Raw genomic sequence first — 24,534 nt, 5'->3', positions numbered from 1 at the left:
AGCCGCATGACTGCATCGCGGCGCGCGATGCAGTCACACGGTCATGTCGTGGACGCCATGCCGTTGACGCCGCGCGACGCCTCGCGTTTTTCCACTGTTACCACGCGCACCGGTATCGACTTCGCGGCCGGCACCTTGCTTTCCTTCGCATAGTGCCAAAGCGGCAGGAGCGGATTCAACTCGGGGTAATAGCCCGCCGCGCAACCACGCGGAATATCGTAGGGCTTCGCCGCAAGTCCCGACACTTCGCGCAACACGCCATCGTCCGCAATCGTACGCAATGTGACCTGATCGCCCTCGTCGATATCGCGCGCGCACATGTCGTCGGCGTTCATCATCAACACCATGCGCGAGCCCTTTACGCCGCGAAAGCGGTCGTCAAGGCTATAGATCGTGGTGTTGAACTGACTGTCCGAGCGCAGCGTCATGAGGCGCAGCGCGTCGGCTTCGCGCTCGGGCATGTCGGGGTCTTCGGAGAGCGACTCGGGCACCATGAATTCGGCCTTACCGCTTTTTGTTTTCCATTCGCGCTCGCGCGCCGGCAATGGCCGCACCACGCCGCCGGGTTCCCACATGCGCGTTTCGAACGCGCTGAACATTTCCGGCCACGTCTTTGCCATTTCCACTCGCACGCGCGCATAGTCTTCGCACCACGCGTTCCAGTCCACAGTCGATTTATCGCCCAGGGTGGCGCGTGCAATGCCCGCCACGATGAACGGCTCGGAGCGCACCAGGGGCGCCGCCGGTTCCGCCACGCCACGCGAGCCATGAAAGCGCGCAGTGCTGTCTTCCATCGACACCACCTGTTCGCGGCCGCCCGTTCGGTCGATCTCGATACGGCTCAGGCAAGGCAACAAGTACGCATTGCGCCCATGCACGAGATGACTGCGATTGAGTTTCGTGGCGATGTTCACGGCAAGACGCAATCCGGCCCAAGCGGGTTCGGTACGCACTCTATCGGGAACGGAGCGCACGAGATTGCCGCCCAGATTGATCACCGCATTCACCTTGCCTTCCACCATCGCCTCGAAAGCCTCGACCGTTGTCATGCCCTGCTTGCGCGGCGGATCGAAATTAAATTGCTTCGCGAGTTGATCGAGCGGCGCAAGTTCGGGTTTCTCGGTGATGCCCACCGTACGTTGGCCTTGCACGTTCGAATGCCCGCGCACCGGCGAAGGCCCCGCGCCGGGCCGGCCGACGTTGCCGCGCAAAAACAGCAGATTGCAGATCATCCTCACGTTCTGCACGCCTAAACGATGCTGCGTAAGACCCATGCCGTAATGGATGATTACCGCTTTCGCGCGTATGTATTCGCCGGCCGCCGCCTCGATGTCCGCGCGTGAAAGGCCGCTTTCCCGTACGATGTCGCTCCACGACGTGTCGCGTATGAAGCGCACGAATTCCTCGAAGCCTTGCGTATGCGTTTCGATGAACGCCAGATCGAGCACGGGCGCCTTGCCATACACCACCGCATCTTCGTGGGCTTCGATCACCGCTTTGCATAAGCCGGTGAGTACGGCCGTGTCCCCGCCTATACGCAACTGATGATATTGCGTGCTGATTTGCGTGTTGGCCGGCAGCAGCATGTCGTGCGGCGACTGCGGATTGGCAAATGCCACGAGACCCGGTTCGCGCAACGGATTAAAAGTGATGATGGGCACGCCCCGGTTGCGCGCGTCTTGCAACTGATGCAACATGCGCGGGCTATTGGTGCCCACATTCTGACCGAAGAAGAACATGAGATCGGTTTGCTCGAAATCGTCGAGCCCGATTGTGCCCACGCCAACGCCTATCGCCTCTTTCAGTCCCACACTCGTGCTTTCGTGGCACATGTTCGAACTGTCGGGCAAATTATTGGTGCCGTACATGCGCGCAAAAAGCTGCAACATGTACGAGGTTTCGAGCGAAGCGCGGCCCGAGGTATAGAACACCACGCTGTCGGGGTCGAAGGTTTTCAGCTCAGCGCCGATGGCCGAAAAGGCTTCCTCCCAGCTAACGGGAACGAGATGATCGGTATGCGCATCGTAGCGCATCGGCTCGGTCAGTCGGCCGGCCTCCTCGAGATCGTGGTCATGCCATTGCAGCAACTCGCTCACGGTATGCGCCGCGAAGAAGTCGCGATCCGCGCGCTTTTTCGTCGTGTCCCACGCCGTGGCTTTTGCACCGCTTTCGCAGAACTCAAAAGCGTGCGGCTTTGCGGGCTTGGCCCACGAACAACTCACGCATTGAAAGCCGTCCGGCTTGTTTTGATGCGGCAAAATACTCGCGTCCTTGAACGCGACTTTCTCCTGCACGACAATGCGAGTCACCGCCTTGAGCGATCCCCAGCCGCCCGACGCATACGGATATTCCGATGCTTTGCGCTTTGCCTTGGCCTTGGGCGTCTCGTTGCCTTTTCGATATTTATCCATGAGGTCCCTCGCTTGCAGGTACGGATAGGTGTGATCAGCCTGTAGCGCAAGCGCTATTCCAGCGCCCTGCCCGCCGCACTGCCCGCGTTGTCTTTGCGCCGGAAGTAGCGCTCCATGGCGTAGCCCGCCGTGGCGCCGTGCAGCACCACCGATATGACGATGGCGTCGAGCGCCACCGGAAGCACCGGCCGCAATGCGTCGCCCGCCTGATCGATCCCCCACACCGCGTAATAGAACGTGCCCACGCCGCGCATGCCGATCCACGCCATCAACCAGCGTTGCAGGCCGCTCGCACTCGATCCCGCCATCGACACGAACACCGCCACGGGTCGCGCGACGAAAATAAGCACGAGCGCATAGAGCATGGGCCGCCATTCGATCATCTCCTGCCAATGGGCCGACACCATGCATCCAATCAACAGGAGTAGAGAGAATTCCGCGAGCCGTTCGATTTCGAGCGTGAAGCCCGTCATGCTTTCGGCGAGCCAGGCGTGCGCGCGGTTAGGATCTTTCGCCACTTCGGCATGTTCGCCGAGCTGCACGTTTTCCAGCGCTTGCGCGGGCCGCCGCTCGCCGGTCGCGCGCAATTCCTCGTGACGCAACGCAACGCCCGCAGCGAATACGGCCACGAACGCATAGGTGTGCGCGAGCAGCGAAACGCCGTATGTCACCGACATCAGCCCCAAGGCGATAAAGCCGTCGAGTCCAACCGTCTCGCCATAACGCGTGCGCAAATAGAAGATCACGCGCACGCACATCGTGGCGAGCACAGCGCCGATCATGAGCGCGCCTGCAATGCCCCACAGCATCGAAAACGCGAAGGCGCCCGTGCTTTGCATGCCGCCCACCGGCACGCCGCATAGCACGAGGCCGGCAAGCGCGAACGGCAGTGCGGCGCCGTCGTTGAGGCCGCCTTCGCCCGAAAGCGCGAAGCGCAGCGGCTCGTCGTCGCCCGCTTCGCGCACGCGCAATTCGTTGGCAAGCACCGGGTCCGTGGGTGAAAGCGCGGCGGCGGCAAAAAGCGCGACGCCGGCCGGCTCACCCATCATCCACACGAACGCCGCCATGAATGCGGCAGTCAACACCATCGCGAGCACACCCAGCCGCAGCGGCAACCGCCACAGGCGGTCCCGCAATTTCACCCGCAAATGCATGCCTACCGAAAAGAGCGAGATGACAAGGCCAGCTTCGGCAATCACCGATAACGGCCACGCATGTCCGGCGAGATCGACGCGCACGAGACCCAGGCAAGCGGGCCCCACGATCGCACCCACGGCGAGATAGATCATTGCACCAGTCAGGGGCAAGCGGGCGATGGATCCGCTGGCGAGCGCCATGAACATCAGCATTACGCCAATCAAAAGGAACCACACGGCCTCTACCATCATGATGCGGGTTTCTCCGTTCCTGGAGTTAAGTCGGGGACGCGGAACTTTCGCGCCGTTGCTTCGCTTCTCGTTCGCTACCTTCCTTAAAAAGAAGGAAGCAATTTCTCTGCCGCGCCTTTCAATTTTCTATTTCTTTCCGCAAGAACACGATGCGCGTTTGCCATTTGAAAGTGACGGCAATTTATTCCGCTAGCGCGTGCCATATCGGGAAACACCTTGGGGCGTGGCACAGCGTGTGCTGAGTGGTAGTCTCCTACCACCACAATTGGGAGAAACACCATGAAGACGATCAAGCAGATTGCCGCAGTGACCGCTCTCATCGCCACGCCGCTGGTCGCGTTCGCACAGACCGAAATGCCGGTGAACACGGGCAACGATTCGCTGACGCGCGCGCAAGTCAAGCAGGATCAAAGGCAGGTGGAACAGGCGGGCTATAACCCGTCCGTGGGCGATCAGGCTTCGTATCCGCGTGAAGCCCAGGCTGCGGAAGCTCGCGTGGGCGCCGAGCAGGTTCAACAGGCCCAAGGCGGCGGCTACGGCGGCGTCATGCCGGGCACCTCGGCTTCCGGCGCGGCGGATATGCCGTCGCAACCGGCCCACACGGCAAACGCGCCGGGGGTTAAGCCTGTGTACTTCGGGCAGTGAGCGCGCTAGCGTTTGAGACACGAATCGACGCTCACGTCGACGTTCAATGCCGCGAAAAACGCGGTGACATGACAAGCAGCGCAGATGGCGCGGCCTTCGGGTCGCGCCATTTTTCATGGATTTGGCAAACGTCACCGCAACCCGTTTGCGGGCAATTTACGGGCAGCTACCGGCAAGCCGGCAATGCGGCTCCGCCCCAGCCTTGCATGCTTTGCCAGCACACAGCCGCCAGCCAGGTGACCGTCGCGGCTCACAACCTTCGTGCCGAACGCCGCGTCGAGCAACGTTTCCCGACCTGGCCGACATCTTCTGCTTCAGCGGAAAAAATTCTATACTCCCCCTCAGTATCCGACTATACTGGCGGGCAGTATCCGGCGAGGTGAAGATGCCCCATAGCATCGAAGAGAAAAAACGTGTTCTGGCTCGCGTACGCCGCATGCGCGGGCAGATTGATGCACTCGAACGCGCGCTAGAGGAAGGCGCCGAATGCGGCCCCATTCTTCAGCAGATCGCGGCCGTGCGCGGCGCCGTCAACGGCTTGATGGCCGGCGTGCTCGAAAGCCATTTGCGCGAGGAATTCGCGCATTTGCCGAAGTCGAGCGCCGCCCAACAGAAGTCCATCGAAGAAGTCGTTTCTCTCGTGCGTTCTTATCTGCGCTGAGCCGGCGCCGTTTTCCATTCCCTCCTTTCTTTCGCGAGGATCGCCATGAAGTCACGCGCTGCCGTTGCATTCGGGCCAGGCAAGCCCCTTGAAATCGTCGAAATCGACGTTGAACCGCCGCGCAAAGGCGAAGTGCTGGTGAAGATCACGCACACGGGCGTGTGCCACACCGACGCCTTCACGTTATCCGGCGACGACCCCGAAGGCCTGTTCCCGGCCGTGCTCGGCCACGAAGGCGCGGGCATCGTGGTGGAAGTGGGCGAAGGCGTGACCAGCGTAAAGCCCGGCGATCATGTCATTCCGCTCTACACGGCCGAATGCGGAGAATGCCTGTTCTGCAAGAGCGGCAAAACAAATCTTTGCGTGGCCGTGCGCGCCACGCAGGGCAAGGGCGTGATGCCCGACGGCACGACGCGTTTCAGCTACAACGGCCAGCCTGTTTATCACTACATGGGCTGTTCGACGTTCAGCGAATACACGGTCGTGGCCGAAGTCTCGCTCGCGAAGATCGACCCGCAGGCAAACCCCGAGCAGGTGTGCCTGCTCGGTTGCGGCGTGACCACGGGCCTCGGCGCGGTGAAGAACACGGCGAAGGTGCAGGAAGGCGACACGGTGGCCGTGTTCGGCCTTGGCGGCATAGGCCTGGCCGTGATTCAGGGCGCGAAGCTCGCGAAGGCCGGACGTATCATCGCCATCGACACGAATCCGGGCAAGTTCGATCTCGCGCGCGCATTCGGCGCAACCGACTGCGTGAATCCCAAGGATCACGAAAAGCCCATTCAGCAAGTGATCGTCGAAATGACCGGTTGGGGCGTCGATCACAGCTTCGAGTGCATCGGCAACGTGAACGTCATGCGCGCGGCGCTCGAATGCGCGCACCGCGGTTGGGGCCAGTCGGTCGTTATCGGCGTGGCGGGCGCGGGTCAGGAAATCTCCACGCGCCCGTTCCAGCTCGTGACGGGCCGCCGTTGGCTGGGCACCGCGTTCGGCGGCGTCAAAGGCCGCTCGGAATTGCCGGGCATGGTGAAAGACGCCATGGTCGGCAAGATCGAACTCGCGCCATTCGTCACGCACACGAAAGAACTGGCCGACATCAACGAAGCGTTCGATCTGATGCACGAAGGCAAGTCCATTCGCACCGTCGTGCATTACTGAACGGCTAGCAGTCCCGAAGATGAATCTGGGCGCGTCGCGGGCGCGCTCAGAACTTCTCCGTCCATGGGCGTACTTCAAGCTCCCACGACCATGTGCTGCGATGCTGGCGCAACAGGTCGAGATAGCACTGCGCGATCGCGTCGGGATCGAGCGTGCTGTCGGGTTGATCGGGCGGGTCGGCACGATGCGCGGCACGCACGCCGCCGTCGATCACGACATGCGCCACGTGAATGCCCTTGGGCATCAATTCGCGCGCCGCGCTTTGCGCGAGGCCGCGCAAAGCAAACTTCCCCATCGCGAACGGCGCGGACAGCGCAAATCCTTTCACGCCCGCCGTGGCACCCGTCAGCAGAATCGCGCCTTTTCCGGCCGGCACCATGTATTTTGCGGCTTGCTGCACGGCATAAAACGCGCCCAGCGCGGAAACCGCGACGGCCTCTTCCACCGCGCGCGCGTCCAGTTCCGCAATCGGGCCGCGCACACGCCCACTCGCGTTGTAGATCACGATTTCAGGTGCGCCGATGCGCGCCTGCGTCTGCGCGAAAAGCTGCTCGACCTGGCTTGCGTCGGCGGCATTCGCCGGCAGCGCAATGGCGCCCGTTTCGGCCACGAGCGGCCCGAGTTTCTCGACGTTGCGCGCCGCGACGACCACCGGAATCTGTGCCGCGCGCAACACGCGCGCGAGCGACGCGCTGATACCCGAACCCGCGCCAATGATAAGCGCGCTGCGATACGGAATGGACTTCATTTCGTTGTCTGACATTGAAGCGGTTCCCTCTTTGATGAATGCGTGATGAACGCCCCGCCTGCTCGCATGCGCCGTTGCGATCGGCGGGGCGTAAGCGATCAATGCAGATCGAAACGATCGAGATTCATCACTTTGGTCCACGCGGCAATGAAGTCGCGCACGAACTTCTTCTGACCGTCTTCGCTCGCATATACCTCCGAAAGCGCACGCAACTGTGCATGCGCACCGAAGATTAGATCGACGCGCGTGCCCGTCCATTTGCGCTCGCCGGTCTTGCGATCGCGGCCTTCGAACACGTCGCGCGCTTCGGAAACGGGCTGCCAATCGGTTTCCATGTCGAGCAGATTGCGGAAGAAGTCGTTGGTCAGCGCGCCGGGGCGCTGCGTGAACACGCCATGCGTTTCCGCGCCCGCATTCGCACCGAGTACGCGCAATCCGCCGATCAACACCGTCATTTCCGGCGCGGTCAACGTAAGCAATTGCGCCTTGTCGATCAGCAGGCTTTCCGCCGACACACTGAACCTGCGTTGGAGATAATTGCGGAAACCATCGGCAACGGGTTCGAGCATCGCCATGGACTCCACATCCGTTTGATCTTGCGATGCGTCCGCACGGCCCGGCGCGAACGGCACGGTCACGCTTTCGCCCGCATCTTTCGCGGCTTTTTCGATTGCCGCGCCGCCTGCCAGCACGATGAGATCGGCCAGCGATATCTTCTTGCCGCCTTGCGATTCATTGAAGTCGTGCTGAATGCCTTCGAGCGCTTTCAATACCTTCGCAAGCTGCTGCGGCCGGTTCGCGTCCCAATCCTTCTGCGGCGCGAGACGAATGCGCGCGCCGTTCGCGCCGCCGCGCTTGTCCGAACCGCGAAACGTGGATGCCGAAGCCCACGCGGTGGAAACCAGTTCACTCACGCTCAAGCCCGAAGCGAGAATTTTTTCCTTGAGCGCGGCAACGTCTTTGTCGTCGACCAGCGGGTGATTCACGGCGGGAATCGGGTCCTGCCAGATCAGTTCTTCCGCAGGCACCTCGGGGCCAAGATAGCGCGCACGCGGCCCCATGTCGCGATGCGTGAGCTTGAACCATGCCCGCGCAAACGCATCGGCGAATTCCTCGGGATGCTCCATGAAGCGCCGCGAGATTTTTTCGTAGGCGGGATCGAAACGCAGCGACAAGTCGGTGGTTAACATCGTCGGCCTGAGCTTTTTCGACGCATCGTGCGCGTGCGGAATCGTTGCTTTGGAATCCTTTGCAATCCATTGATTCGCTCCGGCCGGGCTCTTGGTAAGCTCCCATTCGTGGCCGAACAGATTCTGGAAGAAGCCCATGCCCCACTGCGTAGGCGTGCTGGTCCAGGTGACTTCGAGCCCGCTCGTGATGGTGTCGCCGCCCTTGCCCGTGCCGAAGCGGTTCTTCCAGCCGAGGCCCATGTTTTCGATGTCCGCACCCTCCGGTTCGGGGCCCACGTTATCGGCGGGGCCCGCGCCATGCGTCTTGCCGAACGTATGGCCGCCCGCGATGAGCGCGACGGTTTCCTCGTCATTCATCGCCATGCGCCCGAAGGTGTCGCGAATGTCGTGCGCCGCCGCAAGCGGATCGGGGTTGCCGTCCGGGCCTTCGGGATTCACGTAGATCAAGCCCATTTGCACGGCGCCGAGCGGATTCTCCAGATTGCGGCCGTGATCGGTGCGGCTGGCTTCGGCGCCATGCAGTTCTTCGTCGGCGACGATCACGCCTTCATCGTCATTCTTGCCTGCCGCGCCCTTGCCGTAGCGCAGGTCGCCGCCGAGCCACGTTTTTTCGTTACCCCAGTAGACGTCCTGGTCGGGTTCCCATGTGTCCTCACGGCCGCCGCCAAAGCCGAAGGTCTTGAAGCCCATGCTTTCGAGCGCGACGTTGCCGGTAAGAATCAGCAAATCGGCCCACGAAATCTTTTGTCCGTACTTTTGCTTGATCGGCCAAAGCAGGCGACGCGCCTTATCGAGGCTCACGTTGTCGGGCCAACTATTGAGCGGCGCGAAACGCTGCTGCCCGCGTCCCGCGCCGCCGCGCCCGTCACCGATGCGGTAAGTGCCCGCGCTATGCCACGCCATGCGAATGAACAACGGCCCATAGTGACCGAAATCCGCGGGCCACCAGTCTTGCGAATTCGTCATGAGTTCGGCGAGATCCTTCTTCACCGCCGCGAGATCGAGTGTCTTGAAGGCCTCCGCGTAACTGAAGCCGGGATCGAGAGGATTGGTTTTGCTGGAATGCTGACTGAGCAAATCCAACCGGAGTTGCTTCGGCCACCAGTCACGATTGGTCGTACCGCCACCCGCCGTGTGCTTGAACGGGCACTTCGCTTCACTAGACATTGTTTAGCTCCTTGAGTCGTTACAGCGCTTCGGGCAAGTTTCCTGCCCCGGCGAAAATCGTCTCCACCAAAATGGTATGTATTTTTCAACATAGGGGAAATTGGTTTATTCGATGGAAGCCGAGAGTTTTTCTTTATCGCCGTCACTCAAGAGGAGGATAGTCAACGTTAGACAACTTGATCGACATGAAAATGACAGGTGTGAATGACCGTCGGTTCGATTGCATCGCCTTTCACGAACAATTCGACGCATTCGACATCCGCGCGTCACATTCCCAGGCATACGGCGCCCGCCGCCACGACCACGCACGCAATGCCGCGCCTCGCGTTCACGGTCTCGCGCAGGAACACGCGGCCGATCAGCATGGCGAACACGACGCTCGTTTCGCGCAATGCGGAAACCGCGCCCATAGCGCCCGACTGCAATGCCCAAATGACGATGCCGTAGGCGAGAAGCGAAACAAGCCCGCCAGCAAGCGAAGACACGACCGAGCGCGGCATGGTTCGCACGGACACGAGCCATTGCGACGATCCGCGCTTAAGCACGAACAGTAGCGGCATTAGCCAGTAGAAAAGAAATATCCACGCGGTATAAGAGAACGCGTGTCCGCCCGAAGCCCGCACACCGATGCCGTCGATAACGGTGTAAAGCGCGATTGTTGCGCCGGTGGCGAGCGCGGCTTGCACCGCTTTACGCGAGACGCCGCGCACGGGCAACGCCAACGCAACGATGCCGCCCGACACCAAGGCGATGCCCAATACATGCACGATGCCGATCGCTTCATGCGCGAATAGCGCTGCGCCGAGCGTAACGAGTAAAGGCGAGGAACCGCGCGCAATGGGATATGCCTGCGCGAAATCGCCACGACGATACGAGCGCACAAGACACACGTTGTAAGCGATATGCACGAGCCCCGAACTCACGATGCACGGCCACGCGCCTTTATCCGGCAATGGCGCGATTGCCGTGGCGACGGTGGAGACCACGGCGATGGAAAAGCTCATCCACGTCATGGAAAGAAAGCGGTCCTTGTTGCCGTGCAACATTGCATTCCATGTTGCGTGCAGCAACGCCGCGAACAGCACAATCGCGCCCCAGTGAATCATCGTGAGTAGAGAGTTAATATGAAATGATCAGAATAACTATCTTGCTCATGGGCAACAAACGAGATAAATTGCGGAACCGAGTGAGTTTATCTAACGTGCGATTGCACGAATGTTATGAAACGGGTCATGCCTCCGCTGAATGCCTTGCGCGCTTTCGAAGCCGCCGGCCGCCTCGGCAGCTTTAAGGAAGCCGCAACCGAGCTGCATGTCACGCACGGCGCCGTGAGCCAGCAAATTCGCGCCCTGGAGGAGTGGCTCGGCGCGGCGTTGTTCGAGCGGCATAACCGCCGCGTAATATTGACCGCCGCAGCAAGTGCCTATCTCGCGCAAGTCACGCCGCTATTCGAATGCCTCACGCAAGCCACGGAGCAATACGGCATTTTGGCGCCCGTTTCCCGCACGCTTTCGTTGAACGCGCCCTCGACATTCGCACTGCGCTGGCTCGTGCCGCGACTCGCGCATTTTCGCCAGGCGCATCCCGACGTCGTGTTGAAGATCGAAACGTCGAACGAACCGCTCGATGCGCTCAAAGAGGTTTACGACATCGTGATTCGCGGTGGCCCGGATACGTTTTACGGCTATTCGATGCAGCCGTTTCTCGCCGAAGAACGCCTGCCTGTTTGCAGCCCGGCTTTATTGCAGCGTATTGCGCTTCACGAGCCCGCCGATTTACGAAGGCATACCCTGCTGCATACGTCGAGCCTTCCGCGATTGTGGCCCGACTGGCTTGCCAAAGCGCAATTGGCCGAATTGCAGCCGGCGGCCACTGTCACGCTCGATCATTTTTATTTGACGCTACAGGCTGCCGTGGACGGAATGGGCGTTGCCATGGGCCCCACTGCGCTCATTGCCGACGATCTCGCGGCCGGCCGGCTCGTGGCGCCATTCGGCGGCCCGCGCTTGCCGTCGCGCAGCTATTGCACTTATGTGCGCGACGATCAGGCGAATACCGAATGCATCACGCTTTTTCGTGCGTGGATCGAGCGCCAAGGCAACATGCGCGGCGACTCACCGTGAACCGGGTTCGAGGGAATCTGACTGAGTAAAAATCGCGCGTGCAGGGGGCGTAAATCGCAAAGGCCATTGCTCTAACGCTTGCGCGGCGGCGTGGCGCTTTGCCGATTAACCGATTCAGCGTCGGGTTGCCGCTTGCCCGCGACGGTCATACAGATTGCTCGACGCGCTACGACCCACGACGATAAATAGCGTGAGAATCGCGATCGCGGCGCATGCGTGCCGGGTGATTTCCTGCCATCCCATTATTTGCGATCACCTTTTTAAATTCGTCGCGTAACGCAGACGGGAGATTGTTTTTCGCGCTCCATTCCGTCGCGGCAAACAATGAAAGAACCAGAATTGCTGCCAGTAGGTCACCGGCAACCGGAATAACTTCCATGACGCATGCCTCCAGAAAACACATCCGCAGCGAGAAACGCGCCGGTCGGGCACGTATTGGATTTGCCATTCATTCAGAGCAAATATTCGCGGCGGGAAGCTGGCGATGAGCCAAACAGCGATTGTCGATAGTACAGCGTCGCCGGGAAACGTTGGGCGTGAGTGATTTAACCGGCGTCAACGTTTAACGAGGGAAAAGGCATATTCACGTCTTGGACGACGTTATTCGGCTGAGGAGCGGCGAGTAATTTTGGAAATGACCGACACTGTATCTTGCACAGCCGGCGATGGCGATCATTGTAGCGAGATATCGCAGAGTATGAATTTTCTAAAATTTTCTCAAGTCGGCTTTAAGTTATTTATCTACTTTTTCTGTCGTCCAAATTCGATATTAAAGCCCCATCAATTACAGGCAATGCCGAAAAATCAATACCGCGTCCGCACAAAAAACGTCGGCAACGGCGAAAGACGCAGACGGCTGCCTCAGGGCAATCGCGCATAACACGTTGTGCCCGCAACCATCTTTAGATAACCGTCTTGTGCAGCTTCTCCAATAACGTGAGTGCGTTGGGAACGGCCTCGCCGCGAGCCGTATTGTCGAAAATACACCAGACTTCGCAACCCGCGCTTCGGGCCTCGGTGATCCGCGCAGCCATCGCCTCGATGAACGGCTCGTCGTAGGCCGAGTAATACACTTCGGGCGAGCCGTGCAAACGGAAATACAAGGTATGCGGATCGCCCACCGGTTCCGCGCCACCGGGCACGGGCGACGGATCAGCATGTACGCAGGCAATTCCAGCGCTTTTCATCGTGTCGGCGCCTGCTTGCGAAAACCATGTCGGATGGCGCGGCTCGCAAACGATACGCGCGTCCGTGAGGCCGCGCAGTTGCGCGAAGAAATGCCGGGCCGTGGCTTCGTCCAGTGCGAGGCTGGGCGGCAACTGAAGCAGCAGGCATCCCAGATGTTTGCCCAACGGCGCAATGTCCGCCAGAAATTCGCTGGTGGCGGTATCGGCATCGCGCAATCTCAGCTCGTGCGAGATCGCCCGTGGCAGCTTGACGGAGAACCGAAAGGCATCGGGCACGCTTGCCGCCCAGCGGGCATACGTTTTGGGCTGGTGCCGGCGGTAGAACGACGTGTCAATTTCGACCGAAGAAAAGACCTGCGCATACCGCTCGAGATGACTACCTTGACCCGGAAACCGCTGCGCTACCTTTGACGACAAGCTCCATCCGGCGCATCCGATACGGATCGGCCATGCAGCGGATGAATTTTCGCGATGCCTCGCAGGGGTCATGGGCTTTCCGAACAGCAGCGTACTGGCGTCAGTATCGGTCAATCGGCGGGTTCGAGCGTGAAATGCATTTCAGCATAGAACGCGCTGCCGCGCCATGCCTGCTCCCGTCGCGCTTGTAGATAACGAGGCCCTTCGAGGAGCCGAAAGAAACGCTCACGCTTCCGGTGGCAAACCGCCGAGCGTTCGGCTCGATTTGGAATGTCGCTTCGGCGAGCCGAGAAAGGGTCAGCCTGAGAGGCCGATCGCCCGATAAAGCATAACGTGCCTAAATGGCCACTTTATGTTTAACGGCGCAGAACGCCCCGGAAAACTTGAAGGAATGGAGAATGGTGGGCCGGGTCGGGTTCGAACCGACGACGTCCTTTCGGAGGCGGATTATGAGTCCGCTGCCTGCAACCAACACGGCGTCCGGCCCACGATATTTCCTGCGGTCAATAAAAAAGCCCGGTCTACCCAAAGGCCGGGCTTTTTGACGACAGGCCGATATACTACACGAAAGCAGACCGGCCTGGCCATCCAGCGCGAGACTTCCGCGCATTAAACCTGCATCTGCCTCAATTGCCTTCGAGGAAGGACTTGAGCTTGTCCGAACGGCTCGGGTGACGCAGCTTGCGCAGCGCCTTCGCCTCGATCTGGCGAATACGCTCGCGCGTAACGTCGAACTGCTTGCCGACTTCTTCGAGCGTGTGGTCCGTGCTCATTTCAATCCCGAAGCGCATGCGCAACACCTTCGCCTCGCGCGGCGTGAGCGAATCGAGCACGTCCTTCACCACGTCGCGCATCGAGGCGTGCAACGCGGCGTCGGCGGGCGCCACCGTGTTGTTGTCCTCGATGAAGTCGCCGAGATGCGAATCGTCGTCGTCGCCTATCGGCGTTTCCATGGAGATCGGCTCCTTCGCGATCTTCATGATCTTGCGGATCTTGTCCTCCGGCATCTCCATCTTTTCCGCCAGCGTTGCCGGGTCCGGCTCAAGACCGGTTTCCTGCAAAATCTGACGCGAGATGCGGTTCATCTTGTTGATCGTTTCGATCATATGAACCGGAATGCGGATCGTGCGCGCCTGGTCCGCGATCGAACGCGTAATGGCCTGACGAATCCACCACGTTGCGTAAGTCGAGAACTTGTAGCCGCGGCGATATTCGAACTTGTCCACCGCCTTCATCAAACCGATATTGCCTTCCTGAATCAGATCGAGGAATTGCAGGCCGCGGTTCGTGTACTTCTTGGCGATCGAAATCACGAGACGCAGGTTGGCCTCGGTCATTTCGCGCTTCGCCTGACGCGCCTTCAGTTCGCCGGCCGCCATCTGGCGGTTGGTTTCCTTCAGGTCCTTAAGCGGCAGCACCACACGCGCCTGCAAGTCCAGCAGGCGCTGCTGTTGTTCGCGAATCGCCGGCACGTTGCGCGAAAGAATGGCGCTATACGAGTGGCTTTCGGCGACGATCTTCTCCGACCAGTCGAGGTCGGTTTCGTTGCCCGGAAAACGCGCGATGAATTCCGAGCGCGGCATGCCGCACTTGTCGACCACCGTATGCAAGATCTGGCGCTCGACCTGGCGCACTTCGTCCACCTGCGCGCGCAGCGTGTCGCACAAACGCTCCACCGTACGCGCCGTGAAGCGGATCGACATCAGCTCGTTCTGGATGGTTTCCTGCGCCTTGAGGTAGGACTTCGACTTGTAGCCTTCCTTCTCGAACGCGCGGCGCATCTTGTCGAACCACTCGCTGATCAAGCCGAATTTTTCGAGCGAAGCGCGCTTCAAGGCTTCGAGCTGCGCCGCGTTGGCCGTCGCCTGCGCCGCGCCGTCGTCCTCTTCTTCCTCTTCCTCGCTTTCTTCCTCTTCTTCCTCTTCGTCCTCGTTTTCGATTTCTTCGGCCTGCTTCGCGTCGAAGCCGTCGGTATCTTCGGCATTCGGATCGATCAGGCCGTCGACGAGTTCGTCCACGCGGATTTCGTCGTTGGCGACGCGCTCGGCCATCGCGAGAATGTCGGCGATGGTGGTCGGGCACGCGGAGATCGCCATGACCATGTGCTTGAGGCCGTCTTCGATACGCTTGGCGATTTCGATTTCGCCCTCGCGCGTGAGCAGTTCGACCGTGCCCATTTCGCGCATGTACATGCGCACGGGGTCGGTCGTGCGGCCGAATTCGGAGTCGACGGTCGAGAGCGCGACTTCGGCTTCTTCTTCGACTTCGTCGTCGGAAGAAGCGTTGGGCGCGTTGTCGTTGAGCAGCAGCGTTTCGGCGTCGGGCGCCTGTTCGTAGACGGCCACGCCCATGTCGTTGAACGTGCTGATGATGCCTTCGATCGCCTCGGTTTCCGTGAAGTTGTCCGGGAGGTGATCGTTGATTTCCGCATACGTGAGGAAGCCGCGCTCCTTGCCGAGCTTGATGAGCGCGCGCAGTTTGGTGCGCCGCTCCTCCAGCTCCTCGACGGTGCCGGGCTGCGACGACGCGAAAGCGTCCTTCAGCAGCGCCTTTTCCTTCGCTCGCCGGTCGCGCGCGCGGGAGGTTTTCTCCTTGGCGGCGGGTGCGCTCTCTTCGCTCTGGGTTGCCTCGTCATCGACGGGTACTTCATTCAGCTTTTTCGTCATGGAGTTCGCCGTACCGGCTATAGTCTCGACTCGCGGCTGCTGGACAACAGCCTCTTGAACCGTGGATACGTGAGCCTCGCGCTCTGCCGCATCGTCCGCGACGGCAGGCACTTCCCTTGCACTTCTCGAACCGGACCGCTTCGTTGCCGGTTGCGTAGCGGCTTTCGCCGCGCGTACAGGCGCCGCTCTCGCAGCCGAAGCAGCCATGGACTTCCTCCGGGATGCCGGGTCGGAACGGGTGCTCGGCGCTTTTCCTGACGAACGAGGGGATCTGGCGGCGCTGGCCTGTTCGACCTCAGTGGTCGGCTCCGTCGAGCCCTTGCCTGCCGCCTTTTTCCCGCCCATAGTCTTTGCCATTGCATTCCGCCCTTGCTGGAGACTGGACACGCCCGGTTACCCCAACCCGGCCTACCACCCTACGCGCCCCCCCGGAAAAACAAAAACAAACCGCTGAAAACCTGTTATTTTAGCACGCAGAAAAAATGACCCTTCCTGCGGCCTTCCCCTACAGACCGAGCTGACGCTTCATTTCAGCCCGCGTCTGACTCAACGACGTCAATTCCGCAATTTCTTCCGGCGTGTGGCGCGACTGCCGCGAAAGCGCGTCCAACCGCTCGCAACAAGCGTCGTAACGCATTTTCAGGATTGCCGCTTTCAATTCCTCGCTGACGAGCCGTTCCTGCTCGCGGCGCTCCTCCACCGCAGTGCCGTCCTCCGGGTTTTTCATCAGTAGATCCCGAACGTTTTCATCATAGTCCAGAATTTCTCGAAAAATCTCCTCGAACGTAGGAGCATTGGCCCCATTTCTCAGCAAGTCGGAAAGAAGCTGAAATTCCGCCGCGTCGCCGAGTGCGCGCGCGTGGGTGGCCACCTCCTCGAACAGCTCGCCGTGGCGCGTCAAGCCGATAAGCGCCTTCTCCGACTCTTCGTCGAGCTGCGCCGCAATACGCGGATGCATCACGAGATTGCGCAGCGCCTTGCGTTCCAGCCCGGTCACGAGGTGCCGGTCCTTGCGCGCGGGCGCCTGGCGCGCCGCCTGGGCAATGCGCGCGTCCACCTCGCACAGCGCCGCCACTTCCTCGAACGGCACGTCCAGCCGGTCCGCGAACATGTGCATGATCTGCGCGCGCAACGCGTTCGCGGGCAGCGCCTGCAACAGCGGTTTCGCGTCGAACAGCGCGCGGGCGCGGCCTTCCGGCTGATCCAGCTCCTTTTCCGCCAGCACTTCGTTCAGCATGAACTGCGAGAGCGGCATGGCGCGCTCCACCTGCTCCGAAAACGCTTCCGTGCCGAATTCGCGCACGTAGCTGTCCGGGTCGTGTTCCGCGGGCAGGAACAGGAAGCGAATCGTGCGGTTGTCGGCGGCATGCGGCAGACACGCGTCCAGCGCGCGCCGCGCCGCGCGGCGGCCCGCCGAATCGCCGTCGAAACTGAAGATCACCGTGTCGGTTTGACGCATGAGCTTCTGCACGTGAATGGGCGTACACGCGGTGCCCAGCGTGGCCACGGCGTTCTGGAAACCCAGTTGCGCCAGCGCGACCACGTCCATATAGCCTTCGACCACCAGCACATAACGCTGCTCGCGAATCGCCAGCCGCGCCTCGAACAGCCCGTATAACTCGCTGCCCTTGTTAAATAGCGGCGTTTCCGGCGAATTCAAATATTTCGGCTCGCCGCCGTCCAGCACGCGTCCGCCAAAGCCGATGACCTGGCCCTTGACGTTGCGAATGGGAAACATCACCCGGTCGCGAAAACGGTCGTAGCGGCGCGACTGGCCCTGCGCATCCTGCTTTTCGCTGACGATGACGAGACCCGACTCGACAAGCAGATCGTCGCGGTAATTCTCGAACGCGGATTCGAGGTTCTGCCAGCCGTCCGGCGCGTAGCCGAGGCCGAAGCGCGCGGCGATCTCGCCCGTCAACCCGCGCTTCTTGAGGTATTGGATGGCGTTGGGCGCGCCGCGCAACTGCTTGCGGTAATAGTCGCAAGCCGTTTGCATGACGTCGGAAAGCGCCGTGGACACCGCCTTCGACACGCCCGGCGAATAGCCGCCGGAAGCGCCCGCACCGCCGCCGGCGCTGCCGCGCATCGGCGAAGGTTCCTGCGGCACCGAAAGCCCGACCGACTGCGCAAGCTGCTCCACGGCTTCGGGAAACGAGAGCCCGGCGTGCTCCATGAGAAAGCCGATGGCCGTGCCGTGCGCGCCGCAGCCGAAGCAGTGATAAAACTGCTTCGTCGGGCTGACCGTGAACGACGGGCTTTTTTCGTTGTGGAACGGGCATAAGCCCATGAAATTCGCGCCGCCCTTCTTGAGCTGCACGTAGCGGCCCACCACGTCGACGATATCGACGCGGTTGAGCAGGTCCTGCAAAAAAGAATGCGGAATCATGAAGGCCTGTGCGCCCGTTGAGCGCGGTTGCGCGCGGCGCGCGGCAACGAGCCGTGCGGCGCGGCCCGAAAACGGTGCGAAACGCCGCGCGCCTTTACTTCGTGTAGCGTGCCTTTACTTCGTGAGCGCGGCTTTGACGAGGCCCGAAACCGCGGTCATGTCGGCACGGCCCGCCAGCTTCGGCTTGAGCACGCCCATTACCTTGCCCATGTCCTGCGGGCCCGCCGCGCCCACTTGCGCGACAGCGGCCTGCACTTCCGCGGCGATTTCGGCGTCCGAAAGCTGCGCGGGCATGTAGGCGGCAAGCACGGTCAACTCGGCGGCTTCCTTTTCGACGAGATCGTTACGGCCGGCGGCTTCGAACTGGCTGATCGAGTCTTTGCGCTGCTTGATCATCTTGTCGATGACGGCCGTGACGCCCGCGTCGTCGAGCGTGATGCGCTCGTCGACTTCGCGTTGCTTGATGGCGGCGAGCAGCAGACGAATCGTGGCGAGGCGCTCGGTTTCGCGGGCGCGCATTGCGGCCTTCATGTCGTCGTTGATCTGGTCTCTGAGGCTCATCACTCACCTGAATGCGTTGGGTTGCTGGAATGCAAAAACCCGCCTGGAAGCGTTTCCAGGCGGGTCGGCGCTAATTTGACCTGGTTGCGACCACACCAGAGTTGGCAGCCGCTGCAACGAAGCCCGCAAGCCCCGCCGGGTCCAACTTAATAAGGCAGCGGCGCCGGAATCAGTACAGCTTCTTCGGCAGCATCTGGCCACGCAGGCGCTTGAAATGGCGCTTTACCGCCGCTGCCTTTTTGCGCTTACGCTCCGACGTAGGCTTCTCGTAAAACTCACGCGCACGAAGCTCGGTTAGCAGACCGTTCTTCTCGATCGTGCGCTTGAAGCGGCGCATGGCCACTTCAAAAGGTTCGTTTTCTTTTACGCGGATGGTCGTCATTTTCCAATAACGGATCGGAGGTAAAGAAATCCGAGTTTAGCAGAGGGCCTGACACAAGGCCAGACCATCGTCAAGCCTTGCGCGCGGCGCTCGCGAAGTCCGCGGCGGCCTCGCCGGCAGCCACGCCCGAAGCCCACGCCCACTGAAAATTGTAGCCGCCGAGCCAGCCCGTGACGTCCACCGCTTCGCCCACGAAATAGAGGCCGGGCACGCGCTGGCTCATCAGCGTCGACGACGAAAGCTCGCGCGTGTCCACGCCGCCGCGCGTGACTTCCGCTTTCTTGTAGCCTTCCGTGCCGATGGGTGTGAGCGTCCACTGCGCGAGCCCTTCGCCGATGCGGCGCAGCGTCTTGTCGGGCAGATCGGCGAGGCGCGCGTCGGCGCTCACCCGATGCGTTTCGAGCCACGCGTGCGCGAGACGCGCGGGCACCCATTCGGCGAGCAGATTGCCGATCTGGCGTTTCGTCGCGCCCTTCGCCTCGATCAATGCGGCCGAGGCGTCGCGCTCCGGCAGCAGGTTCACGCGAATCGGCTGGCCCGGCTGCCAGTAGCTCGAAATTTGCAGCACGCCCGGCCCCGAGAGCCCGCGATGCGTGAACAGCAAATCTTCGTCGAATGCGCCGCCGCTCTTGCGCTCGCCCGTCGCCACGTTCACTTCCAGCGACACGCCCGCGAGCGGCACGTAAGGCGCCCATTCGTCCTGCGCGAACGTGAGCGGCACCAGCGCCGGGCGCGTGTCGACAAGCTTGTGGCCGAACTGCTTCGCGATGCGATAAGCGAAATCCGTCGCGCCGATCTTCGGAATCGACAGGCCGCCGGTCGCGATCACGAGCGCGCGAGCGCGAATCTCGCCTTGCGGCGTGCCGAGCGTGAAGCCCGCGCCATCGGCATGACCCACGGCTTCGACAGGCAGCGGACGGCGCCACGCCACATGGCCCGCATCGCATTCGGCGCGCAGCACGTCGATGATCGCATCGCTCGACTGATCGCAAAAAAGCTGGCCTTTGTGCTTCTCGTGCCACGTCACGCGATGCTGGCGCAGCAGCGCGAGAAAGTCGCGCGGCGTGTAGCGCGCCAGGGCCGAGCGGCAAAAATGCGTGTTGTTCGACAGATAATTGGCCGGGCTCGCGTGCAGATTGGTGAAATTGCAGCGGCCGCCGCCGGAGATGCGGATTTTTTCCGCGAGGCGCGGCGCGTGGTCGATCAACGCCACGCGGCGCCCCTTCTGGCCAGCCACCGCCGCGCACATCATGCCGGCCGCGCCCGCGCCGATCACGGCGATATCGAAAGATTCCATGGCGCGCATTCTACCTGCGCGGCGGCGTCGCTCACGCGCTTCGCCGCGTTCAGCCGGCCGTCGCGCGCGCTGTTATACTTTCAGGCTTCCCTTTTACCTCGATTTAGCGACGATTCGCGGCGCTTTCGCGACCGTTGCGCGCCACACCATGCTTGTTCTCGGCATCGAAAGCTCCTGCGACGAAACCGGCCTCGCGCTCTACGACAGCGAGCGCGGCCTGCTCGCGCACGCGCTGCATTCGCAGATCGCCATGCACCGCGAGTACGGCGGCGTCGTGCCCGAACTCGCTTCGCGCGACCATATCCGCCGCGCGCTGCCGCTGCTCGAGGAAGTGCTCGAGAAAAGCGGCGCGACGCGCACCGACATCGACGCGATCGCCTTCACGCAAGGCCCCGGCCTCGCCGGCGCGCTGCTCGTGGGCGCGAGCATCGCCAACGCGCTCGCGATGGCGTGGAACCGGCCTACCGTCGGCATTCATCATCTCGAAGGGCATCTGCTTTCGCCGCTGCTGGTGGACGCGCCGCCGCCGTTTCCGTTCGTCGCGCTGCTGGTTTCGGGCGGCCACACGCAACTGATGCGCGTGACCGACGTGGGCGTGTACGAAACGCTCGGCGAAACGCTCGACGACGCCGCCGGCGAAGCCTTCGACAAGACCGCCAAACTGCTCGGCCTCGGCTATCCGGGCGGCCCGGAAGTCTCGCGTCTCGCCGAATTCGGCACGCCGGGCGCGGTCGAGCTGCCGCGTCCGATGCTGCACTCGGGCGATCTCGATTTCAGCTTCAGCGGCCTCAAAACGGCCGTGCTCACGCAGGTGAAGAAGCTCGGCGCGAATATCTGCGAGCAGGCCAAGGCCGACATCGCGCGCGGTTTCGTCGACGCCGCCGTGGAAGTGCTGGCCGCGAAATCGCTCGCCGCGCTCAAGAAAACGAAGATGAAGCGCCTCGTGGTGGCGGGCGGCGTGGGCGCGAACAAGCAGTTGCGCGAGACGCTTTCGGCGGCGGCGAAGAAGCGGGGCTTCGAGGTGCATTACCCCGATCTCTCGCTGTGTACCGACAACGGCGCGATGATTGCGCTCGCGGGCGCGTTGCGCTTGCAGCGTTGGCCTGAACAAGCCACGCGCGACTACGCGTTCACGGTGAAGCCGCGCTGGGATTTGACGGCGCTCGCGCAGCGATAACGGCGCTATCGCATATCGCGTATTGCGTATCGCGCGCGCCCATCAACGAAAAAGCCGCCTTTTCAGGCGGCTTTTTTTCGGCTTGCGCTTGCTTGAATCACGCCGCGCGCTTGTCGTGCTCGATCACGGCATAGGCGCTGTGATTGTGGATCGACTCGAAATTCTCGGCTTCCAGCGTGTAGGCGAGCACACGCGAATCCGCGTTCAGACGCACGGCCACGTCGCGCACGAGGTCTTCCACGAACTTCGGATTTTCATACGCGCGCTCGGTCACGAACTTCTCGTCGGGGCGCTTGAGCAGACCCCAGAGTTCGCACGACGCTTCTTCTTCCGCAACACGGATCAGGTCTTCCACGGCCAGATTGCCGTCGAATTCAGCGTCGATCGTCACGTGCGAGCGCTGATTGTGCGCGCCGTATTGCGAGATTTTCTTCGAGCATGGACACAGGCTCGTGACCGGCACCAGCACCTTGAGGAACAGACGCGTCTGGCCGCCGCGCACGTCGCCCGCAAGCGTCACTTCGTAGTCCAGAAGACTTTCCACGCCCGACACCGGCGCGACCTTCTTCACGAAATACGGGAACGACACGGCAATGCGTCCCGCCTGCGATTCGAGCTTTTCGAGCATCGAGGCCAGCATCGCGCGGAACGTGGCCGGATCGAGCGGCGCCTTGTTCTCTTCGAGCAGCGCGACGAAGCGCGACATGTGCGTGCCTTTCTGGTCGGCCGGCAGATGAACGTCGAGATCCCACGTGCCGACGCTCGGCTGGACGTCGCCCGCGCCCGTCTTGACCGTGAGCGGATGGCGCACGCCCTTCACGCCCACGCGCTGGATCGGAATCTGACGCGTATCGACGGAGCTTTGCACGTCCGGCATCACGAAGGCCGGGTTCATCTGATTCATGTTCTTGTCCTCAAGCCGCGCCGGATACGGCGCGCAAATGGCAACGCCGGCAAGAGCCGGCGCTGTCTGGCGGTGCGCGGGTGGAAAACCCGTCCGCCGGTTCAATGTGAAATGGACCCTTGAACGAGCCGCCCGAACTGTCGGGCGCCTGCCTCAAGCGACGCGCATCACCGATTTTCCGGCCGCCGCCGATTGATCGAGAAAGCGCTCGCGGATCGACTTCGCGATGCCTGCCGCGTCCAGGCCGCAGCCCGCCAGCAGCTTCGCCGGGTCGCCGTGATCGATGAAGCGGTCGGGGAGGCCCAATTGTAGTACGGGCTTGATAACCCCACTTTCAAGCAGGGATTCCACGACGGCCGAACCCGCGCCGCCCATGATGCAGCCTTCCTCGACCGTCACGAGATAGTCGTGCGTTTCGGCGAGCTGCTTCACGAGTTCCGCGTCGATCGGCTTGACGAAACGCATGTTGGCGACGGTGGCGTCGAACGTTTCGGCCGCGGCCAGCGACGGCGCGACCATCGTGCCGAACGCGAGGATCGCCACGCGCTTGCCCGCCGGCGCATTGCTTTCGCGGCGCACTTCGCCCTTGCCTACCGGCAGCGCGGCCATTTGCTTGACCGTGGCCACGCCCGTGCCCGCGCCGCGCGGATAACGCACGGCCGTCGGGCAATCCTGCTGGAGCGCCGTGTAAAGCATCTGGCGGCACTCGTTTTCGTCGGACGCCGCCATGATCATCATGTTCGGGATGCAGCGCATGAACGCGAGATCGTAGGCGCCCGCGTGCGTCGCGCCGTCCGCGCCCACGAGACCCGCGCGGTCGATCGCGAACACCACCGGCAGGTTTTGCAGCGCCACGTCGTGAATCAACTGGTCGTAGCCGCGTTGCAGGAAGGTCGAGTAGATGGCGACCACGGGCTTCATGCCCTCGGCGGCAAGACCGCCTGCGAACGTCACCGCGTGCTGCTCGGCGATACCCACGTCGAAGTAACGATCGGGGAAGCGCTTCTCGAATTCGACGAGGCCCGAGCCTTCGCGCATGGCCGGCGTGATGCCCACCACGCGCGTATCGAGTTCCGCGGCGTCGCAAAGCCACTCGCCGAACACCTGCGTGTAGGTCTTTTTCGAAGGCGCCGTGGACGGCTTGATGCCTTCGGCCGGATTGAACTTGCCGGGGCCGTGGTAGAGCACCGGGTCGGCTTCGGCGAGCTTGTAGCCCTGGCCTTTCTTCGTGACCACGTGCAGGAATTGCGGGCCGCGCAGTTCCTTGATGTTTTGCAGCGTGGGGATCAGCGAATCGAGGTCGTGACCGTCGATCGGGCCGATGTAGTTGAAACCGAATTCCTCGAACAGCGTAGCCGGCACGATCATGCCCTTCGCGTGCTCCTCGAGCTTGCGCGCGAGGTCGAGCACCGGCGGCGCATGGCGCAGCACGCGCTCCACGCCCGCGCGTGCGGCGGCGTAGAAGCGGCCCGACATCAGGCGCGCGAGATGGCGATTGAGCGCGCCCACCGGCGGCGAAATCGACATGTCGTTGTCGTTGAGAATGACGAGCAACGGCACGTCGTCTTCCACGCCGCCGTTGTTCATCGCCTCGAACGCCATGCCGGCCGTCATCGCGCCGTCGCCGATCACGGCGATGCCCATGGCGTTTTCGCCCTTGAGCTTGCTCGCGATGGCCATGCCCAGCGCCGCCGAGATCGACGTGCTCGAATGCGCCGTGCCGAAGGTGTCGTATTCGGATTCGTCGCGCTTCGGAAAGCCCGAAAGGCCGTCGAGCTGGCGCAGCGTGGGCATGCGGTCGCGGCGGCCGGTCAGGATCTTGTGCGGGTACGTCTGATGGCCCACGTCCCAGACGATGCGGTCGCGCGGCGTGTCGAACACGTAGTGCAGCGCGATCGTCAGTTCGACCGTACCGAGGTTGGACGACAGGTGGCCGCCCGTTTGCGAGACGCTTTCGAGAACGAAGGCACGCAGTTCGTCGGCAAGCGGTTGCAACTGTCGGCGATCGAGACGGCGCAGATCCGCCGGGTCGTCAATGGTTTTCAGCAAGTCGTACATCGTCGTTC

At 62.0% G+C, this 24,534-nt stretch carries 20 protein-coding genes and 1 tRNA gene; 6 read left to right on the top strand and 15 right to left on the bottom strand.

Annotated elements, in window-relative coordinates:
- Positions 1 to 41: 41 nt before the first annotated feature.
- Together U5805_RS06670 and U5805_RS06665 are read right to left on the bottom strand one after the other, a co-directional pair.
- Complete coding sequence (locus U5805_RS06670) at positions 42 to 2,411, bottom strand: FdhF/YdeP family oxidoreductase (protein WP_322102664.1); 2,370 nt, start codon at positions 2,409 to 2,411, stop codon at positions 42 to 44.
- A gap of 53 nt (positions 2,412 to 2,464) precedes the next feature.
- On the bottom strand, positions 2,465 to 3,700 hold the full coding sequence (locus tag U5805_RS06665; protein ID WP_415914547.1) for a cation:proton antiporter: 1,236 nt from the start codon (positions 3,698 to 3,700) through the stop codon (positions 2,465 to 2,467).
- Positions 3,701 to 3,746: 46 nt separating this feature from the next.
- Between U5805_RS06665 and U5805_RS06660 the strand changes: the two genes are divergently transcribed.
- The 4 genes from U5805_RS06660 to U5805_RS06645 all read left to right on the top strand — a co-directional run bounded on the left by U5805_RS06660 (position 3,747) and on the right by U5805_RS06645 (position 6,260).
- Positions 3,747 to 3,992 (top strand): hypothetical protein, encoded by a 246-nt coding sequence (locus U5805_RS06660; RefSeq protein WP_322102663.1) that lies wholly within the window; start codon positions 3,747 to 3,749, stop codon positions 3,990 to 3,992.
- An 86-nt stretch (positions 3,993 to 4,078) separates the two neighbouring features.
- Entirely contained in the window at positions 4,079 to 4,444 is a 366-nt protein-coding gene (locus tag U5805_RS06655; protein ID WP_322102662.1) for a DUF4148 domain-containing protein, read from the top strand.
- 385 nt (positions 4,445 to 4,829) lie between these two features.
- Complete coding sequence (gene frmR, locus U5805_RS06650; RefSeq protein ID WP_322102661.1) at positions 4,830 to 5,105, top strand: formaldehyde-responsive transcriptional repressor FrmR; 276 nt, start codon at positions 4,830 to 4,832, stop codon at positions 5,103 to 5,105.
- 45 nt (positions 5,106 to 5,150) lie between these two features.
- Positions 5,151 to 6,260, top strand: coding sequence for an S-(hydroxymethyl)glutathione dehydrogenase/class III alcohol dehydrogenase (locus tag U5805_RS06645; RefSeq protein ID WP_322102660.1), 1,110 nt, complete (start codon positions 5,151 to 5,153; stop codon positions 6,258 to 6,260).
- A gap of 46 nt (positions 6,261 to 6,306) precedes the next feature.
- Here U5805_RS06645 and U5805_RS06640 read toward each other — a convergent pair whose 3' ends face one another.
- From U5805_RS06640 to U5805_RS06630, 3 genes are all read right to left on the bottom strand, one after another.
- On the bottom strand, positions 6,307 to 7,023 hold the full coding sequence (locus tag U5805_RS06640; protein ID WP_415914546.1) for an SDR family NAD(P)-dependent oxidoreductase: 717 nt from the start codon (positions 7,021 to 7,023) through the stop codon (positions 6,307 to 6,309).
- Between the two features lie 83 nt (positions 7,024 to 7,106).
- On the bottom strand, positions 7,107 to 9,365 hold the full coding sequence (gene katG, locus U5805_RS06635) for a catalase/peroxidase HPI (protein ID WP_322102659.1): 2,259 nt from the start codon (positions 9,363 to 9,365) through the stop codon (positions 7,107 to 7,109).
- A gap of 266 nt (positions 9,366 to 9,631) precedes the next feature.
- Positions 9,632 to 10,471 carry an EamA family transporter gene (locus U5805_RS06630; RefSeq protein ID WP_322102658.1) on the bottom strand — a complete coding sequence of 280 codons (840 nt, stop codon included), beginning with the start codon at positions 10,469 to 10,471 and terminating at the stop codon, positions 9,632 to 9,634.
- A gap of 114 nt (positions 10,472 to 10,585) precedes the next feature.
- On the opposite strand from U5805_RS06630, the gene gcvA reads away from it, so the two are divergent.
- A complete protein-coding gene (gcvA, locus tag U5805_RS06625) occupies positions 10,586 to 11,488 on the top strand; it encodes a transcriptional regulator GcvA (RefSeq protein ID WP_322102657.1) in 903 nt (300 codons plus the stop codon).
- A gap of 166 nt (positions 11,489 to 11,654) precedes the next feature.
- On the opposite strand, the gene U5805_RS06620 is transcribed toward gcvA, so the two are convergent.
- The 8 genes from U5805_RS06620 to U5805_RS06585 all read right to left on the bottom strand — a co-directional run bounded on the left by U5805_RS06620 (position 11,655) and on the right by U5805_RS06585 (position 20,387).
- Complete coding sequence (locus tag U5805_RS06620; protein WP_322102656.1) at positions 11,655 to 11,867, bottom strand: hypothetical protein; 213 nt, start codon at positions 11,865 to 11,867, stop codon at positions 11,655 to 11,657.
- 523 nt (positions 11,868 to 12,390) lie between these two features.
- A complete protein-coding gene (locus U5805_RS06615; protein ID WP_322102865.1) occupies positions 12,391 to 13,164 on the bottom strand; it encodes a DUF72 domain-containing protein in 774 nt (257 codons plus the stop codon).
- Positions 13,165 to 13,491: 327 nt separating this feature from the next.
- Positions 13,492 to 13,579: transfer RNA gene (locus tag U5805_RS06610), tRNA-Ile, on the bottom strand.
- Between the two features lie 139 nt (positions 13,580 to 13,718).
- Complete coding sequence (gene rpoD / locus U5805_RS06605) at positions 13,719 to 16,115, bottom strand: RNA polymerase sigma factor RpoD (RefSeq protein ID WP_322102655.1); 2,397 nt, start codon at positions 16,113 to 16,115, stop codon at positions 13,719 to 13,721.
- 148 nt (positions 16,116 to 16,263) lie between these two features.
- Positions 16,264 to 18,147 (bottom strand): DNA primase, encoded by a 1,884-nt coding sequence (dnaG, locus tag U5805_RS06600; RefSeq protein WP_322102654.1) that lies wholly within the window; start codon positions 18,145 to 18,147, stop codon positions 16,264 to 16,266.
- Between the two features lie 114 nt (positions 18,148 to 18,261).
- Positions 18,262 to 18,708 (bottom strand): GatB/YqeY domain-containing protein, encoded by a 447-nt coding sequence (locus U5805_RS06595; RefSeq protein WP_322102653.1) that lies wholly within the window; start codon positions 18,706 to 18,708, stop codon positions 18,262 to 18,264.
- A gap of 169 nt (positions 18,709 to 18,877) precedes the next feature.
- Entirely contained in the window at positions 18,878 to 19,090 is a 213-nt protein-coding gene (gene rpsU / locus U5805_RS06590; protein ID WP_158952615.1) for a 30S ribosomal protein S21, read from the bottom strand.
- A gap of 70 nt (positions 19,091 to 19,160) precedes the next feature.
- Positions 19,161 to 20,387, bottom strand: a complete 1,227-nt coding sequence (locus U5805_RS06585) for an NAD(P)/FAD-dependent oxidoreductase (RefSeq protein ID WP_322102652.1) — start codon at positions 20,385 to 20,387, stop codon at positions 19,161 to 19,163.
- A gap of 148 nt (positions 20,388 to 20,535) precedes the next feature.
- On the opposite strand from U5805_RS06585, the gene tsaD reads away from it, so the two are divergent.
- On the top strand, positions 20,536 to 21,564 hold the full coding sequence (tsaD, locus tag U5805_RS06580; protein ID WP_322102651.1) for a tRNA (adenosine(37)-N6)-threonylcarbamoyltransferase complex transferase subunit TsaD: 1,029 nt from the start codon (positions 20,536 to 20,538) through the stop codon (positions 21,562 to 21,564).
- A 97-nt stretch (positions 21,565 to 21,661) separates the two neighbouring features.
- Here the strand turns inward: tsaD and folE2 are convergent, their stop codons facing one another.
- Together folE2 and dxs are read right to left on the bottom strand one after the other, a co-directional pair.
- Positions 21,662 to 22,468 (bottom strand): GTP cyclohydrolase FolE2, encoded by an 807-nt coding sequence (gene folE2, locus U5805_RS06575; RefSeq protein ID WP_322102650.1) that lies wholly within the window; start codon positions 22,466 to 22,468, stop codon positions 21,662 to 21,664.
- A 153-nt stretch (positions 22,469 to 22,621) separates the two neighbouring features.
- A complete protein-coding gene (dxs, locus tag U5805_RS06570; RefSeq protein WP_322102649.1) occupies positions 22,622 to 24,526 on the bottom strand; it encodes a 1-deoxy-D-xylulose-5-phosphate synthase in 1,905 nt (634 codons plus the stop codon).
- Between the last annotated feature and the right edge of the window lie 8 nt (positions 24,527 to 24,534).

Origin of the sequence: Paraburkholderia sp. J41 (genome assembly GCF_905220235.1) — a bacterium.
Taxonomy (GTDB): Bacteria; Pseudomonadota; Gammaproteobacteria; order Burkholderiales; family Burkholderiaceae; genus Paraburkholderia.
The sequence above is the reverse complement of the archived record's forward strand: the minus strand, read 5'-3'. Positions and strand labels throughout refer to the sequence as shown.

Excerpts from the sequence above, each read along its gene's own strand:
- U5805_RS06620 (WP_322102656.1), bottom strand. The coding sequence starts at position 11,867 with ATGGAAGTTATTCCGGTTGCCGGTGACCTACTGGCAGCAATTCTGGTT.
- U5805_RS06585 (WP_322102652.1), bottom strand. The coding sequence starts at position 20,387 with ATGGAATCTTTCGATATCGCCGTGATCGGCGCGGGCGCGGCCGGCATG.
- katG (WP_322102659.1), bottom strand. The coding sequence starts at position 9,365 with ATGTCTAGTGAAGCGAAGTGCCCGTTCAAGCACACGGCGGGTGGCGGT.
- U5805_RS06660 (WP_322102663.1), top strand. The coding sequence starts at position 3,747 with ATGAACATCAGCATTACGCCAATCAAAAGGAACCACACGGCCTCTACC.
- U5805_RS06670 (WP_322102664.1), bottom strand. The coding sequence starts at position 2,411 with ATGGATAAATATCGAAAAGGCAACGAGACGCCCAAGGCCAAGGCAAAG.
- tsaD (WP_322102651.1), top strand. The coding sequence starts at position 20,536 with ATGCTTGTTCTCGGCATCGAAAGCTCCTGCGACGAAACCGGCCTCGCG.
- dxs (WP_322102649.1), bottom strand. The coding sequence starts at position 24,526 with ATGTACGACTTGCTGAAAACCATTGACGACCCGGCGGATCTGCGCCGT.
- dnaG (WP_322102654.1), bottom strand. The coding sequence starts at position 18,147 with ATGATTCCGCATTCTTTTTTGCAGGACCTGCTCAACCGCGTCGATATC.
- folE2 (WP_322102650.1), bottom strand. The coding sequence starts at position 22,468 with ATGAATCAGATGAACCCGGCCTTCGTGATGCCGGACGTGCAAAGCTCC.
- U5805_RS06640 (WP_415914546.1), bottom strand. The coding sequence starts at position 7,023 with ATGTCAGACAACGAAATGAAGTCCATTCCGTATCGCAGCGCGCTTATC.
- rpsU (WP_158952615.1), bottom strand. The coding sequence starts at position 19,090 with ATGACGACCATCCGCGTAAAAGAAAACGAACCTTTTGAAGTGGCCATG.
- gcvA (WP_322102657.1), top strand. The coding sequence starts at position 10,586 with ATGAAACGGGTCATGCCTCCGCTGAATGCCTTGCGCGCTTTCGAAGCC.
- U5805_RS06665 (WP_415914547.1), bottom strand. The coding sequence starts at position 3,700 with ATGATCTATCTCGCCGTGGGTGCGATCGTGGGGCCCGCTTGCCTGGGT.
- U5805_RS06615 (WP_322102865.1), bottom strand. The coding sequence starts at position 13,164 with ATGACCCCTGCGAGGCATCGCGAAAATTCATCCGCTGCATGGCCGATC.
- U5805_RS06645 (WP_322102660.1), top strand. The coding sequence starts at position 5,151 with ATGAAGTCACGCGCTGCCGTTGCATTCGGGCCAGGCAAGCCCCTTGAA.
- U5805_RS06655 (WP_322102662.1), top strand. The coding sequence starts at position 4,079 with ATGAAGACGATCAAGCAGATTGCCGCAGTGACCGCTCTCATCGCCACG.
- U5805_RS06595 (WP_322102653.1), bottom strand. The coding sequence starts at position 18,708 with ATGAGCCTCAGAGACCAGATCAACGACGACATGAAGGCCGCAATGCGC.
- frmR (WP_322102661.1), top strand. The coding sequence starts at position 4,830 with ATGCCCCATAGCATCGAAGAGAAAAAACGTGTTCTGGCTCGCGTACGC.
- rpoD (WP_322102655.1), bottom strand. The coding sequence starts at position 16,115 with ATGGCAAAGACTATGGGCGGGAAAAAGGCGGCAGGCAAGGGCTCGACG.
- U5805_RS06630 (WP_322102658.1), bottom strand. The coding sequence starts at position 10,471 with ATGATTCACTGGGGCGCGATTGTGCTGTTCGCGGCGTTGCTGCACGCA.